This is a genomic window from Clostridium sp. C105KSO13 (assembly GCF_001517425.1).
Taxonomy (GTDB): Bacteria; Bacillota; Clostridia; order Lachnospirales; family Lachnospiraceae; genus Muricomes.
Genome location: NZ_FBWL01000161.1, coordinates 26723 through 40397 on the forward strand (window position 1 = coordinate 26723; position 13675 = coordinate 40397).

12 protein-coding genes and 1 other RNA gene are annotated in these 13675 nt (G+C 44.6%); 2 read left to right on the plus strand and 11 right to left on the minus strand.

Going from position 1 to position 13675, the window contains the following annotated elements:
* Nucleotides 1-3 precede the first annotated feature (3 nt).
* The 4 genes from BN3456_RS07125 to BN3456_RS07140 form a co-directional block, all read right to left on the minus strand.
* Complete coding sequence (locus BN3456_RS07125) at nt 4-1173, minus strand: aminotransferase class I/II-fold pyridoxal phosphate-dependent enzyme (RefSeq protein WP_089983450.1); 1170 nt, start codon at nt 1171-1173, stop codon at nt 4-6.
* A complete protein-coding gene (locus tag BN3456_RS07130) occupies nt 1173-1655 on the minus strand; it encodes an Lrp/AsnC family transcriptional regulator (RefSeq protein WP_347457973.1) in 483 nt (160 codons plus the stop codon). The genes BN3456_RS07125 and BN3456_RS07130 overlap by 1 nt, the downstream gene beginning before the upstream one ends.
* Before the next feature lie 31 nt (nt 1656-1686).
* Nucleotides 1687-2703 carry an AIR synthase-related protein gene (locus BN3456_RS07135; protein ID WP_089983452.1) on the minus strand — a complete coding sequence of 339 codons (1017 nt, stop codon included), beginning with the start codon at nt 2701-2703 and terminating at the stop codon, nt 1687-1689.
* Nucleotides 2704-3009: 306 nt separating this feature from the next.
* The gene (locus tag BN3456_RS07140) at nt 3010-4716 is read right to left on the minus strand and encodes a B12-binding domain-containing radical SAM protein (RefSeq protein WP_089983453.1); all 1707 of its coding nucleotides are present in this window, start codon (nt 4714-4716) and stop codon (nt 3010-3012) included.
* A 56-nt stretch (nt 4717-4772) separates the two neighbouring features.
* Here BN3456_RS07140 and ffs point away from each other — a divergent pair.
* Nucleotides 4773-5035: signal recognition particle sRNA large type (gene ffs / locus BN3456_RS07145), an RNA gene on the plus strand.
* Nucleotides 5036-5042: 7 nt separating this feature from the next.
* Here the strand turns inward: ffs and tadA are convergent.
* Nucleotides 5043-5525 carry a tRNA adenosine(34) deaminase TadA gene (tadA, locus tag BN3456_RS07150; protein ID WP_089983454.1) on the minus strand — a complete coding sequence of 161 codons (483 nt, stop codon included), beginning with the start codon at nt 5523-5525 and terminating at the stop codon, nt 5043-5045.
* 126 nt (nt 5526-5651) lie between these two features.
* On the opposite strand from tadA, the gene BN3456_RS07155 reads away from it, so the two are divergent.
* On the plus strand, nt 5652-7754 hold the full coding sequence (locus tag BN3456_RS07155; RefSeq protein ID WP_089983455.1) for a hypothetical protein: 2103 nt from the start codon (nt 5652-5654) through the stop codon (nt 7752-7754).
* A gap of 104 nt (nt 7755-7858) precedes the next feature.
* Here BN3456_RS07155 and BN3456_RS07160 read toward each other — a convergent pair whose 3' ends face one another.
* From BN3456_RS07160 to BN3456_RS07185, 6 genes are all read right to left on the minus strand, one after another.
* The gene (locus BN3456_RS07160; RefSeq protein ID WP_089983456.1) at nt 7859-8053 is read right to left on the minus strand and encodes a glycine betaine ABC transporter substrate-binding protein; all 195 of its coding nucleotides are present in this window, start codon (nt 8051-8053) and stop codon (nt 7859-7861) included.
* A 75-nt stretch (nt 8054-8128) separates the two neighbouring features.
* A complete protein-coding gene (locus tag BN3456_RS07165) occupies nt 8129-9541 on the minus strand; it encodes a deoxyguanosinetriphosphate triphosphohydrolase (RefSeq protein ID WP_089983457.1) in 1413 nt (470 codons plus the stop codon).
* A 34-nt stretch (nt 9542-9575) separates the two neighbouring features.
* Nucleotides 9576-10310, minus strand: coding sequence for a helix-turn-helix domain-containing protein (locus BN3456_RS07170; RefSeq protein WP_089983458.1), 735 nt, complete (start codon nt 10308-10310; stop codon nt 9576-9578).
* A gap of 128 nt (nt 10311-10438) precedes the next feature.
* Nucleotides 10439-11245: a M15 family metallopeptidase gene (locus BN3456_RS07175; RefSeq protein WP_089983459.1), complete on the minus strand. Its 807-nt coding sequence runs from the start codon at nt 11243-11245 to the stop codon at nt 10439-10441.
* On the minus strand, nt 11242-11868 hold the full coding sequence (locus BN3456_RS07180) for a 4'-phosphopantetheinyl transferase family protein (RefSeq protein ID WP_089983460.1): 627 nt from the start codon (nt 11866-11868) through the stop codon (nt 11242-11244). The genes BN3456_RS07175 and BN3456_RS07180 overlap by 4 nt, the downstream gene beginning before the upstream one ends.
* A 13-nt stretch (nt 11869-11881) precedes the next feature.
* Nucleotides 11882-13501: a bifunctional diguanylate cyclase/phosphodiesterase gene (locus BN3456_RS07185; protein WP_089983461.1), complete on the minus strand. Its 1620-nt coding sequence runs from the start codon at nt 13499-13501 to the stop codon at nt 11882-11884.
* Nucleotides 13502-13675 lie beyond the last annotated feature (174 nt).

The following is a 13675-nucleotide window of genomic DNA, read 5'->3' on the forward strand; positions in this document are numbered from 1 at the left end:
TTCTTACCTCTCATTTCTTAGCCGCTGAACAAAATGTCCCAGCCGCCCCAGTGCTTCCTTCAAATCCTCCAGAGAATAGGCATAAGAAATTCTTAAAAAGCCTTCTCCGCAAGCTCCGAACGCAGTCCCCGGAACCACAGCAACCTTCTCTTCCTGCAGCAGACGGTTAGCAAATTCCTCTGATGTCATGCTAAACTCCTGAATACTGGGAAACACGTAGAATGCTCCAAAAGGTTCAAAACATTCGAGCTGCATACGAGCAAACTCGTGCATCAGAAACCGTCTCCGCTGATTATAGGACTTTCTCATTTCCTCTACTTCTTCAGCGCAGTTCTTCAGCCCTTCCACAGCTGCATACTGACTGTTCGTAGGGGCACACATAATTGCAAACTGATGCAGCTTTATCATCTGCTCAATAATTGTTTCCGGCCCACAGCAGTACCCCAGACGCCATCCTGTCATAGCAAATCCTTTAGAAAAACCGTTAATAACAATGGTCCTGTCCCGCATTCCCGGCAGGCTTGCAATCGAAACATGGGCAGACTTATAGGTCAGCTCCGAATAAATCTCATCCGACAAAACATACAGATCATGTTCTTTTACAAACTCTGCCACCGGTTCTAGTTCTTCCTTTGTCATGATAGAGCCGGTAGGGTTATTTGGAAAGGGCATAATCAGAACTTTTGTTTTAGGGGAGGTGTACTTTTCCAGATCTTTTACAGTCAGTTTGAACTCATTGTCATACTGGAGAGGAATTACAACCGGGACTCCGTCCGCCATAACTGCACACGGCAGATAGGAGACATAGCAGGGCTGGGGTATCAGTACCTCATCCCCGGGATCCAGCATGCAGCGCAGGGCCACATCTATCGCCTCGCTCCCCCCCACAGTAACTAATGTTTCCGTACCGGGATTATACTTTACATGTATTTTTCTGTCCAGATAACTACAGATTTCCACCCTTAACTCCTGGAGCCCCGCATTGGAAGTGTAAAAGGTGCGCCCTTTTTCCAACGCATAGATTCCTTCTTCACGTATCCTCCAGGGAGTATCGAAATCGGGTTCTCCGACACCAAGAGATATGGCATCTTCCATCTCGTTTACCAAATCAAAGAACTTGCGTATGCCGGAGGGCTCTATTTCTACTATTTTCTTAGATAATGGATTTCTCATTATGGTGTCACCGGCATCCTTTCTTCCTCTTTCTTTGGAACCATAATTGTCCCGTGATCCTTATACTTCTTGAGAATAAAATAGGTTGCCGTGCCTATAACATCCTGAATTGTAGATAGCCGTTCCGCCACAAAATGTGACACTTCTTTTAGTGTCTTCCCCTCCAGTGACACAAGTAGATCATAGCCCCCGGATATCAGGTATACCGCATGCACCTCATCATAGTTATAAATACGTTGTGCAATCCTGTCAAAACCACGGTTCCGCTGTGGAGTCACTCTTACCTCGATCAGGGCACTCACTGACTCTATTCCTGCCTTGTCCCAATCTATCAGCGTATGATAACCGCAGATAATTTTCTGCTTTTCCATATCCGCAATTTCATTTGCCACTGTTGTTTCATCCACGCCCATCATAGCCGCGAGTTCCCCCAGGTTCACCCTGCTGTGCTTTTCCAGGTACTTTAATATTTCATATCTCAGCTCGTCCATGTCCTCTTCTCCTTATATCATTTCATTCCCGCTCCCACCAGAGCATCAGCTCGTCGGGTGCCGGGCGTTCCAAAAATCGCTGTTCTGTTTTGCTTGTGATCACTCTGGCCGTCTCCTGCCTGATAACCCCAAGCCTGGTGGCTCGTGCACCCACCCCCTCCAAAATCCTTACCAGGGAGCCGCCGTCATCTGCTGTCATAAGTATACATCCCGCAGATGTCAGCTGATACGGATTCAAACCATAATATTCACATATCTCTATGGTTTCCTGTCTCATGGACATCTCGTGCATGTCTACTTCCATTCCAACCCCGGAGGCCTCCCCCAACTCCCACAATGCTGCAAAGATACCACCCTGCCCAACCTGATGCATTGCAGAGACTCCCGCACATCTGGCCGCTGTAATTGCATCCATTGCGGGCAGTTGATTCTCAAGTTCCATTGTCCGGCGGATAAATGCCGGAACAAATCTCTCTGCGAGCTCATCTTCCCTCTCTGAAAGTATCCTCAAGGTGCCCTCCAGACCTGCATATCCGCACAATATAAGATCCTGTCCGGGAAGGGCGTCGGAGGCACGAGTCATACTTTCTGCCTGTATATATCCCACCCCGGCGGCAAAGAGGACTGGGTGGATTACAGCAGGACTCACTTCTGCCTTTATTCCTGTAATGGGGACACCCACAGTTTTACACACTGCCTCCGTACATGAGATCATCTCTTTCAGCCTTGCTTCAGTGACAGAAGACGTCAGAAGAATTCTCAAGGAGACACTAACCGGACATGCCCCGCGGACTGCCAGATCATTCAGTACCCTGTAAACTGCAAAATTCCCGACATTTGCAGCATCTCCAAAAACCTCTGTATTGGTGTATACCCAAACTCCTTTACAGTCCTTTTCTTCCTCCTGCTCTGCAGGAAGGCAAAAAGCGGAACAAGGTTCTTCCAGAGATGGAGGCAAAAGGATTTCGTTTCCCTCTATATATAGTTGTCTGTACACTGACCTGTTCCACACGGTCTGCGATATATTGCCGACTTTCATACTTATCTGCCTTTCCTGTTTCTTAATCTATCCTGCTGCCTGCCCTGTGACTGCCTGAATTACTTTCATAATCTTTGTCTCATCTTGAGTCTGGACTGCACTGTTAATCTTATTCTTATATAAGATAGGGAATAATCATAGTTGCGACCATAGCTACAACAACTACTATAACTATAGTGGAGATAATTCTCCTTATCTTTTTATCGTAAAAATTCATCTTCTTTCACCTTTCTGTTATTCAATATTTCTGGTAATGTTGGATATATTTTATACTCTTTACTGGTTTTTTGCAAGAATCCTATTTATCTAAATATAAAAAACCATTGCCTGATTTGTAAGTAAACTTCTATTTTTGTAATCAAACAACAGAAGTTTATCGTCTATTTTCTCCAAATGGGTCATCTTACGCATCTGGCGTTTGTCATAGGCTTCATAACCTTTGAGATATTTATGATAGGCGGCTTCCTCTTTGTAAAATTTAGCGGCCTCCTCCTTTGTTACAGTAGGATTCCCCGCAAAAGCAGGTCTGTTTTTCACATTATCCCGCAGATATAAATCCACAGTCAATAGCTCCCTGTATCTCTCTTTATTCTTTGCATCCCATTCTGTCGCGAAAGCAAACAGTATCTCATATCTGGCAATCCGCGAGTGATTTACCATGTTAAAATCGTTTTTTTCATAATAATCCTTAAGTTCCTCATACATAGTAAAGGCATCGGTGAAAGCCAGTTCTAATAATTGCAGTGTGTTAGTAAACTGTCCGCTGTTATAATATACTTCCACCATGTCTTCTATCCCTTTTAAACGAATCACATCACTAAAGGGCAGCCATTTTGTGGACAGTACCTCGAAAGGCGGTCTCTCCTGATATTGAAGCTGATATTCCCCACTCATCTCATGCATGCGGGAGCCTTTCAGCACTTTCAAGAACCCCAGTTGAAGCTGGTCGGGTCTTAGGGCATAAACCTCATTGAAAGACCGGCGAAAACTTTGATAATCTTCATATGGAAGGCCTGCTATCAAATCCAGATGCTGGTGCACATTTTTGCCTGCCCGGACACGGCCTACACACTTACTGACCTTATCAAAATCCATCGCGCGTCGGATTTCCCCTATTGTATCCGGATTCGTAGACTGCACTCCTATCTCTAGCTGAATCAACCCCGGACGCATGGATTCTATAAGTTCTAGTTCCTCCTCACTTAGAAGATCTGCCGCCACTTCAAAGTGAAAATTAGTTTTTCCTTTGTCATGCTCTGCAAGATATGACCAGATCTCCACTGCATGTCTGTGATTGCAGTTGAAAGTTCTGTCCACAAATTTCACCTGGGGAACACCTGCGTCTATAAAAAACTGCAGTTCCTTTTTTACTAACTCCAGATTCCGGAAGCGAAGACATTTGTCGATAGAAGAAAGACAATAACTGCATGAAAACGGGCAGCCTCTGCCGGATTCATAATAAATAATCTTATTCTCAAATCTTTCCAGATTACGATAGTATACAAAGGGAAGCTTATCCATATCCATTGCCTGCCTCCAGGGGTTTTCCACAACCACCGGAGAGCTGCTGCTCTCATCTGTCCTGCGGTACACAATCCCATGCACGCTTTGGAGCCCGGTTATCTTTCCGGTAAAATAGTGCATCAGCTCCAGAAAGGTTTCCTCCCCCTCCCCGCGCATCACTCCTTCCACTTGAGGGTGCTTTTTCAAAAAATCCGCCGCATTGTAAGAAACCTCCGGCCCTCCCAGCCAGATGCGGACATGAGGCAGAACTTTCTTTATTTCTGTAATCAGTTGATTCACATAGACAGCATTCCACACATAGCAGGAAAAGCACAGGATCTCCGGTGCCCGTCCATAGATATCCGCCAGGATCTCATCTATCCCCTGATTAATGGTATATTCTGCAATGCTTATATTATCACTGTACTCCGACGCATAGCCTTTCAGACTGTAGACTGCCAGATTAGAATGTATATATTTTGCATTGACCGCTGTTAATAAAACCTTCATAAAATTAAATTCTCCTATCCGTTGACATATGAGCAAAAACAATGTAGAATTAAGTTCCGTGCAGCCGGGGTGCTAGCGGTACCTTGTACCTGCAATCCGCTATAGCAGGGGTGATATTGCGCAGAGGGTGCTGATTTACAAAGCTGCCCTTGGAAAGTGGCGTTGAGATTCGGGTCTTACGCGACGGAAATCTGTGAACCGTGTCAGATCGGGAACGAAGCAGCACTAAGCAGAATCTTCCGGGTGCCGTGAGGGTGCCTGCGTTGAGTTAACTTCCAAGGTAACGTTTGTGGAGACGCATTCGAAGCGTAATGCACGGAATAAAATTAATCTTTGTTCTTTTTCTTCTCTTTTTGTTTTTCCCTGAGCTCTTTAAAAAACTGTTTCATCATATTGCTGCATTCTTTCTCCAGCACTCCCGTTGAAAGTTCTGCCTGATGATTAAATTCCTTCATCTCCAGCATATTCAAAATTGACCCCGCGCAGCCTGCCTTTGGATTCATGCAGCCAACCACTACTCTTTTAATTCTTGATTGAACAATCGCACCGGAACACATCTGGCAAGGCTCCAGTGTAACATACATGGTACACTCCTCCAGGCGCCAGTCATTCATCTTTTTGCTCGCCTTTTTAATTGCCAGAAGTTCTGCATGAGCTAGTGGGTTTTTGTCTGTGGTTCTTCTGTTATATCCCCTTCCAATGATCTTATTCTGATAAACTATGACACAGCCTATAGGCACCTCTTCCAGTGCATATGCCTTCTTCGCCTGTTTAACTGCCTCTTTCATATATTTTATATCCAAATCCATTGTTTCTACCGCCGTAATCTCCTAATATTTTTGATGCCTTTTTATTAATTTACCACAAATCCGGTTCTTTTTCAAAAGATACCTGAATAAGTTAGAAGGAAAGAGAGACAAGACCAGAGGTATAAAATGAACCCCGGAATCTATTATTTGTATGAATATAAAAATCAAGAACGGCTTAGAAATGTAGGTTTTCTCAGAGTTTCACAGAATTATCAAACGATTACTCTGAAAATCAACGCCCGCAGAATCCCTGTCCGGTCCGGTGATATGATTGACCTTTTTGCGTTTTATGAACAGGATCCAGATATTATTGCACGCAAAATTGCTGTGATCCCCTGTGAAGACGAAAGTGTCACGGCAAATCTTTCTATACCGGATTCCGTGTTCCCCGGAAACAGAACACTGGATTCAATAGACGGGTTCTTCTTCCGCACTCCTGAACTGCGCTTTATTGTGGCAGCCACAGAGCAATCAAATTTTGACACGAGAAATATTAGAGAGGAGGTTCCAACCCCAGATGAGGAAGTTCCAACCCCAGATGAGGAAGTTCCAACGCCGGAAGAGGAAGTTCCCACTCCGGAAGAGGAAGTTCCAATCCCGGAAGGGGAAGTTCCAATCCCGGAAGAGGAAGTAACAGAAGGGCAGCCTGCTGCAACAGGACCGGGTCCCGGCATAGATATAGAGGGGACTCCATCCACTGGGACACAACCCAACTTAAATATGGGAGGCACTCCTTTCCCCGTAACCGGGACACCTCCCAATACAACAAATACAGGGGGAATTCCTTCTCCATTCACCAGGACACAGCCTAATACAAATATGAGGGGCACTCCTTCTCCTATGACTGGAACTCAGCCCAATACAAATATGAGGGGCACTCCTTCTCCTATGACTGGAACTCAGCCTAATACAAATATGAGAGGCACCCCTTCTCCTATGACGGGAACTCAGCCCAATACAAATATGAGGGGCACCCCTTCTCCTATGACTGGAACTCAGCCCAATACAAATATGAGAGGCACCCCTTCTCCTATGACTGGAACTCAGCCCAATACAAATATGAGAGGCACCCCTTCTCCTATGACGGGAACTCAGCCCAATACAAATATGAGAGGCACCCCTTCTCCTATAACTGGTACTCAGCCCAATACAAATATGAGAGGCACCCCTTCTCCTATGACGGGAATTCAGCCCAATACAAATATGAGGGGCACCCCTTCTCCTATGACGGGAACTCAGCCCAATACAAATATGAGAGGCACCCCTTCTCCTATGACGGGAACTCAGCCTAATACAAATATGAGAGGCACCCCTTCTCCTATAACTGGAACTCAGCCCAATACAAATATGAGGGGCACCCCTTCTCCTATGACGGGAACTCAGCCCAATACAAACATGAGAGGCACCCCTTCTCCTATGACGGGAACTCAGCCCACTACAAATATGAGAGGCACTCCTTCTACCGTGACCGGAGCACCGCCTAGCACAAATACAGCGGGAACTCCTCCCACTGTGACGGGTACACCTCCTAACACAAATGTATGGGAAATCCCCCCCACCGTAAACGAGCCCCAGCCTAACGCAAATACAGACGGGATTCCGCCCATTGTGACGGGAACGCCACCACTTACCAGGGTGGAAAGGACTCCAATTCCGGGAGCTGGTGTAACACCACCTGCGGGAACGGAAAGAGTATCTGTCCCTCTCACAGAAAGGACTCCTGTTATTGAAAGAGAAATGCAGCCAGCTGTTAATATAGGAAGACAGCCGACCTCAAACGCTGGTGGACAGCCAACTTCGAATGTTGGCGGGCAATCAACCGCGGAAACTCAAGAAGGGCCTGCACCAGTGGAAAACGATGGGATGATTATCGGGACAGAGTCTGAGACACCACAGTCCTCACCTTCTGAATCCCAGGCTCAGGATATAGAAAATGTTCGGAAAATTCAGCGTTCAGACCTTTCCATCCTCCCACGCAAATACTGGAACATTGCCAACAACAGCTTTTTAATGCATGGATATCACAACTATCACCACCTGATGCTGGTGGAATTAGGAGGTCACTACTGGCTTGGAGTTCCAGGCGTCTACAGCCCTCGTGAAGCACAGGCGGCAGAATTGTTCGGGTTCCCACAGTTCACTAAGTCTCAAGTTGAACAAATGACGCTGAACAGCGATGAAAAAGATGACTCCGAGGAATTTGGATACTGGTGCCGTTATATGAGATAACCCGAAATTTTCAGGAAGAGCTTTTTAACTCTTCTTGCAATACAAAAAACCTTATAAGTTAGAGACAGCACATTCGTGCGCTGTCCTGACTTATAAGGCCATTTTTATTTAGGCAATAACCCTTCGTTTTGCAAAAATTCTTTTGCCACTTCCTTTGGAGATCTCTGCAGCTCATCTACTTGGTAATTAAGGTCTGTCATAATCTCATCAGTAAGATGCTCACCAAGTTCTTCCAGCACTTTTAAAGAATACTTTTTGATAAGACCATCTGTTCCATTTGCATCAATGATATCCACCATTCCCCTCAATGCGGATAACACCTGGAGTCGGAAGCATATCAAAATGCCCCGGCTCCAGTTTTATAAATCTATTTTTTAAATCAACCCATTCATTTCCTGATACAGGCGTTTGGCATAGCTGTCTGTCATACCACACACGTAATCTGTCACAAGCATCAGGCGGAGGTATAATTTTTCTGCCTCGCTCTTTCCCTCTGCCTGATGTTTATATGCATTCTTATAGTTGTCAGAGATAAAGGACACAACCCTGCTGTCAATAGGCTCCAGTATTTCCCCTGTGTTGTAGTACAGCACCGCGTGTACCATCTTGTCCATAAGGAAATTTAGTATTACAGATTCCGTAACTTCCATCTTATATATTGCCCTGGAGCTAAATACATAGTGATATGCAATATCGCCCAGAAGGTCCATGAGTCTTCCGCCAAAGCTCCCGTAAAACAAATCGTACTTGAAAGTTCCAGCCATAATCTCCTCATAATGGGATATAAATCCGGAAGTTGCACAGCTGATGAGATATCCCTGTGCCCGCACAATCCAGTTCTTAACAGCATAGGATTCCGGATGGCTTACTTTTTTCTTTATTCCTCGCTCATACAGAGTTTTCAGTTTTTCCAGCGCTGGAAAGCCTGCATCAGGATTTTCTGTCTGCAATTTCTTAAGTTCCCTGCACAACGCATGATATGAAAGAAAACCTTTAACAAATGCATCCTCGATGTCCGCAGTTTTGTAGGCAAGGTCATCTGCCGCTTCCAGAATATAAGTCAATGGATGGCGGTTATTCTTTGCTCCGGTTGCTGCAGAAACCTCTTTAAATATATCCCGGTCGGCATAATAATAGCCCATTTTCTTCTCTTTGATATTCCCTGAATCAGTATTGATTTCCGTGGAAGGGACTGGATATTTAACAATCGTATTCAGAAGTGCATAAGTCAGATTCATACCGTACTCATCCACAAGATAATGTAATTTCGTCACAAGACGCAGTGCCTGGGCATTTCCCTCAAAATGATAAAAGTCTTCCTTCATCTGAAGTGTCAGCATCTTTTCTGCGGACTCACCACGGTAGGTCATGTATGGCAGGTTCTTGATAAACCATTCCCTGATAGTCTCTTCTCCAAAATGTCCGAAGGGTGGATTTCCAATATCATGAATCAATCCCGCACACTGAAGTATATGGCAGATGTCTTCCTTCATCTTAGGAGTAAAATCCGGATCTTTTTTACAATTAACAATGCTCTCCCCTATATTCTGTCCAAGAGATTTTCCCAAAGAAGACACTTCCAGTGAATGTGTGAGCCTGGTTCGGATAAAGTCGCTCTTATCCAGGGGAAATACCTGCGTTTTATCCTGCAGCCGCCTAAAAGAAGCACTGCCGATAATACGATGATAATCCTTTTCAAACTCGCTTCTTAAATCTGTTGTAATTTGCTTTCTGACTCCTGCACCGCCGCGCATGCGCCTTGTACAAAGCAATGTGCTCCATTCCATAATCTGCCTTTCCTTTATACTACGTAGAGTAACATTAGTCTAGATAAATTGGTGGTTCATATTCTTTGCCAAGCAAAGCTTTCTTACGCTCCTGATACCCCAGGAAGGCCCACTCTGTCATATCTGTCCACTTATGACCGGCGCGGTCATATACTTGAACATAGCCTATTCTGGTGGGATGCATGCGGACACTGTTGGTCTGGTATTCCCGTCCTGTATATGGATTCATATCTCCCAGCTCCCTGTCCTCCTCGACATCATCATGCCGGATAACCGGCTCAAAATCATCCTGATCTAGATCATCCGGCTCCACGCCAGGGCTTTCGTCTTCCTGTATATCTGATTCCCCTGCTTCAGTCTTCTCCAGTTCTTCTTTTATATTTTCAATTTGCTTGCCTTCCTGAACATTCTCTTCCAGCTGAGACAATCCCTCATGAATCTTATAAAGTTCACCAATTGTCATATCTCGCTCTTCCATCTTACGGGCATCCGGCTCCTTAGCAGACCTTGCGGCGGCTGCAGTCTCGGCTGTTCTGGCCGCCGGAGCATCTCCCGATAAAATGCTTAAATGAAATGGACAGCCCAGAATCTCTGCAATTTTGCGCATGTCCTGTTCCTGAAAATTATCTCTTCCCAGACGCTGTGTCAGATTCTGCCTTGACATCTTCTGTCCAGTACATTTCTCCATTGTCTCTGCCAGTTCTTTGATAGTCATGCCTCTGCGGCCAAGAATAATTTTGACTTGTTCTCCAAACGTAAGATCTTCCATTCTTTTCCTCCTTATTAAAATGAACTTATACTCGATAGTTAGAAACAATATAGTTTCTTCATAAACCTATCTTTTTCCCCTTTTTCATTCTAACAAAAACATAAAAACACGTCAAGATTGTAACAATTCTACTTCACACCGAGGTATTCCTCGAGAGTGATTCCTTTTTCTGTAATTTCCTTCGCTGCGTCTTTTCCCACATAACGGTAATGCCATGGCTCATAGGTAATGCCAGTAGTCTCTATTTCTTCTGAAGGATACCGAAGAATAAAACCATATTTATAGCAATTCTTCATCAGCCATTTTGTTTCGGGGGTATCAGCCTGCTTTTCATCCAGGCCCTGATAATCCACCGAGGTAATATCCAGAGCCAGACCCAGCGCATGTTCACTGTACCCCGGCACCGCTACAGATTTTTTTGTCTCGTTATAGGCGTCCAGATAACTGTTTCCCTGATTGACCCAATCCTGCATTGTATCATTAAACACTGCCGTCTGGTCGTTATAAGAGCGGTATGCAGAAGTAATATGAACATTAAACCCCACAGCTTTTGCATCTGCCAGCATCTTGTTTGTATCCTCAGCGATTCTGGTATCAACGGAATATCCCGAAGCAATCTCCGTGAGCTCCGGAACATACTTTGTATCCAGGGGATAAGAATCATTTACCAGCACAAGAGCCCAGTCATCCGGCTGTTTCTCTGAAAGTACAGCAGCTGACTCCACTGACTTCTCCCCTTCTGACTGTGTTTCAATCTGAGATTTGAGTTTTTTATTCTCCGCCTGCCATTTCTTTTCTGTCTCGGCCATAACAGTTTTCTTTTGGTCCACTGTCCTGCTTGCCGCAGCGTAAGTAATCACCGTCCCCAGCACTGCACCGCATACTATTCCCAAAATCAATATCTTTTGCATCTTTTTACTAAACTTTGCATTCATAACTTTAACTCCATCCGTATTTTTGAATCTATTTTTTTATCAGTGGAACAAACTGCTATTTTGTACGGTATCCCTGCATCATATTCTCGATAATAGTATTCTTGTGGGTAGCCGTCTGGCCTTTTCAGAAGAGTGGGCGGTTCGGATAACTGGATTTCAAAACCTTTTGTATCCATAGCCATTCCCTGTCGGGTCGCTTTCATAAAGCTTTCTTTAAGCACCCAGAACCTGTAAAACAGATCATCCTGTAGTTCTTTGTTTTCCTCCTCCAGAATCATTTTATACTCCGACGGACAGAAAAACCTTTCAGCAACTTTTAATCTTGCTCTTTTCACCGACTCTATATCGCATCCAACCTGAGGCTCACTGACATAATCCAAAGCAACAGAACACAGCACATAATCTCCCGAGTGAGAGAGATTAAATGCTGCCTCCTCTGCAATCCCATATTCTTTTCGTATTCTGTCCAGCAATGCCCATGCCCCCGCGCTCTGTGCCTTTCCTCTTTGAGACTGAATTTTATCAGCCTTTTCTTTTCTAAATATAGGAAGGGTTTCATAGCATGTCTGATACTTGTCTATTTCATACAGGGGGCGGATATCTGCAATCCAAGTTCTTATCATAGACAGGCTGCCCTTAGCCTTTCATATAGCGCACTTCAAAAGTATCTATTGTAATTGGTTTATTAAACAAAGTTCCCTGTGCATAATCGCATCCAAGTTCTTTCACTACATTTAACTGATCCTGGGTCTCTACCCCTGTGGCTGTTACATGGACTCCAAGCTGTCTGCACATATCAATAACGGCCTTGGCCGTAATCTGGCTTCGTTTGTTGCCCACGATATTGGTAATCAGGCTATGGTCCAGTTTTAAGCCATCGAATTCCATCATAAAAAGAATCGAAAAACTGGAATCCTTTGCACCAAAATGATCTAATATAACACGGATGTTCCCTTTTCTGATCTTATCACTTGTCTCCGCCAGCATTCCCTGGCTCATAGAAGTATATGATTCAGAAACTTCCACCTCAAGATATTCACAGGAAACATGGTGTTTTTCCACAAGAGCCATCATCTTCTCAATAATTCCCTCCTGCACCAGTGTTGTCTCCGAAAAATTAACAGAAACAGGCAGCACGGGCAGATCCTCTGTCTCCCAGTGTCTTAAAGTTTTACAGACCTGTTCAAATACATACATGTCCAGATAATGTGACAGCTTGGTCTCTTCTAAAAGGGTAATATATTTTCCCGGATTCATAATACCAAGGTCTTTATGGTGATAGCGTACGATAGCCTCGGCTCCGACTACCTCTTCGGTTGTGACATCCATTTTGGGAACAAAACACACTATAAAGTTTCCCTGCCTGATATCCTCCAGCAAGTCTTCCTTGATAATCGGTTCATGATGCCCTTTTTTCTGATGCTTATAGTACTTCTGTTTTTCCTCCTGCATCATACTCTCAGCCCTGCCCGCGAGTCTACCCACATTGATATCTTCCTTCTCCCAGGCATATCCCATGGAAACAAGACCGAGACTGATATTATCAAGCTTCTTATGAACTCCGTGGACGTTCTCCATAAAATCCTCATAGGATACATTCTCCATGATTACCTGATATTCGTCGCCGGTCATTCTGAATACCATGGCTCCTTTGAAGTATTCTTCCAGAACTTCTCCCACACGGATCACCACTTCATCTCCGTATTCACGTCCGAATTCTTTATTAAAGTCCTTCAGCCTGTTGATATCCAGCGATACAATTCCCAAAGCTTTCAGTTCGCCCTGTTCCGAGTCTGACAGATACGCAACAAAGCTGTTTCTATTGAGCAGCCCTGTCAGGTCGTCATGATAGCTCAGATATTCCTGCTGCTTCTGTACCTTCTGCAGAGAAATGGACTGTGAAATATACGGGATAATCGCACGCATAAGAGAAATATCACACCCTCCTCTGTGTACGCCAACCGCTGCCAGTATAGCTACCTCACCGTCGCTTAGAGGGCTGAACACGCTGTAATCATCTTCCCTGGTATCAGTAATCTCCTGTTTCATCCACTTTGGCAGCTGTTCCACATCCAGCATCTTGAGACGATCTCTCTGCCATGGTACATCTTCTGCGCACCACTCGTAAATTGTAAGGATATCCTCATCGTCTTTTTCTATATAATAAGCATATTCAGAGTCATAATAGTCGCGTATTGTACCTAATATTTCATTCATAATCTCTATAATTGGACGTTGTCGAATTCTTTCTCCCATGAATTTGTCTCTCCTGAGTTTTGATAGGTTTATTGTAGTATAATCTTATTTAAATTGCAAGACGCAAAAAAGAGTCTGGCTTGCCAGACTCTCGCGCCGAAGCGCGATCGCTTTAACGACCTATTTCCTCTTGCGCGTAATGCGCATCTCCCGGAGGGATTTTTATGTGATAGG

Bases quoted from the DNA above. Each gene is read 5' to 3' on its own strand.
- BN3456_RS07125 (WP_089983450.1), bottom strand. From the start codon at position 1,173: ATGAGAAATCCATTATCTAAGAAAATAGTAGAAATAGAGCCCTCCGGC.
- BN3456_RS07135 (WP_089983452.1), bottom strand. From the start codon at position 2,703: ATGAAAGTCGGCAATATATCGCAGACCGTGTGGAACAGGTCAGTGTAC.
- BN3456_RS07140 (WP_089983453.1), bottom strand. From the start codon at position 4,716: ATGAAGGTTTTATTAACAGCGGTCAATGCAAAATATATACATTCTAAT.
- tadA (WP_089983454.1), bottom strand. From the start codon at position 5,525: ATGGATTTGGATATAAAATATATGAAAGAGGCAGTTAAACAGGCGAAG.
- BN3456_RS07155 (WP_089983455.1), top strand. From the start codon at position 5,652: ATGAACCCCGGAATCTATTATTTGTATGAATATAAAAATCAAGAACGG.
- BN3456_RS07160 (WP_089983456.1), bottom strand. From the start codon at position 8,053: ATGGTGGATATCATTGATGCAAATGGAACAGATGGTCTTATCAAAAAG.
- BN3456_RS07165 (WP_089983457.1), bottom strand. From the start codon at position 9,541: ATGGAATGGAGCACATTGCTTTGTACAAGGCGCATGCGCGGCGGTGCA.
- BN3456_RS07170 (WP_089983458.1), bottom strand. From the start codon at position 10,310: ATGGAAGATCTTACGTTTGGAGAACAAGTCAAAATTATTCTTGGCCGC.
- BN3456_RS07175 (WP_089983459.1), bottom strand. From the start codon at position 11,245: ATGAATGCAAAGTTTAGTAAAAAGATGCAAAAGATATTGATTTTGGGA.
- BN3456_RS07180 (WP_089983460.1), bottom strand. From the start codon at position 11,868: ATGATAAGAACTTGGATTGCAGATATCCGCCCCCTGTATGAAATAGAC.
- BN3456_RS07185 (WP_089983461.1), bottom strand. From the start codon at position 13,501: ATGGGAGAAAGAATTCGACAACGTCCAATTATAGAGATTATGAATGAA.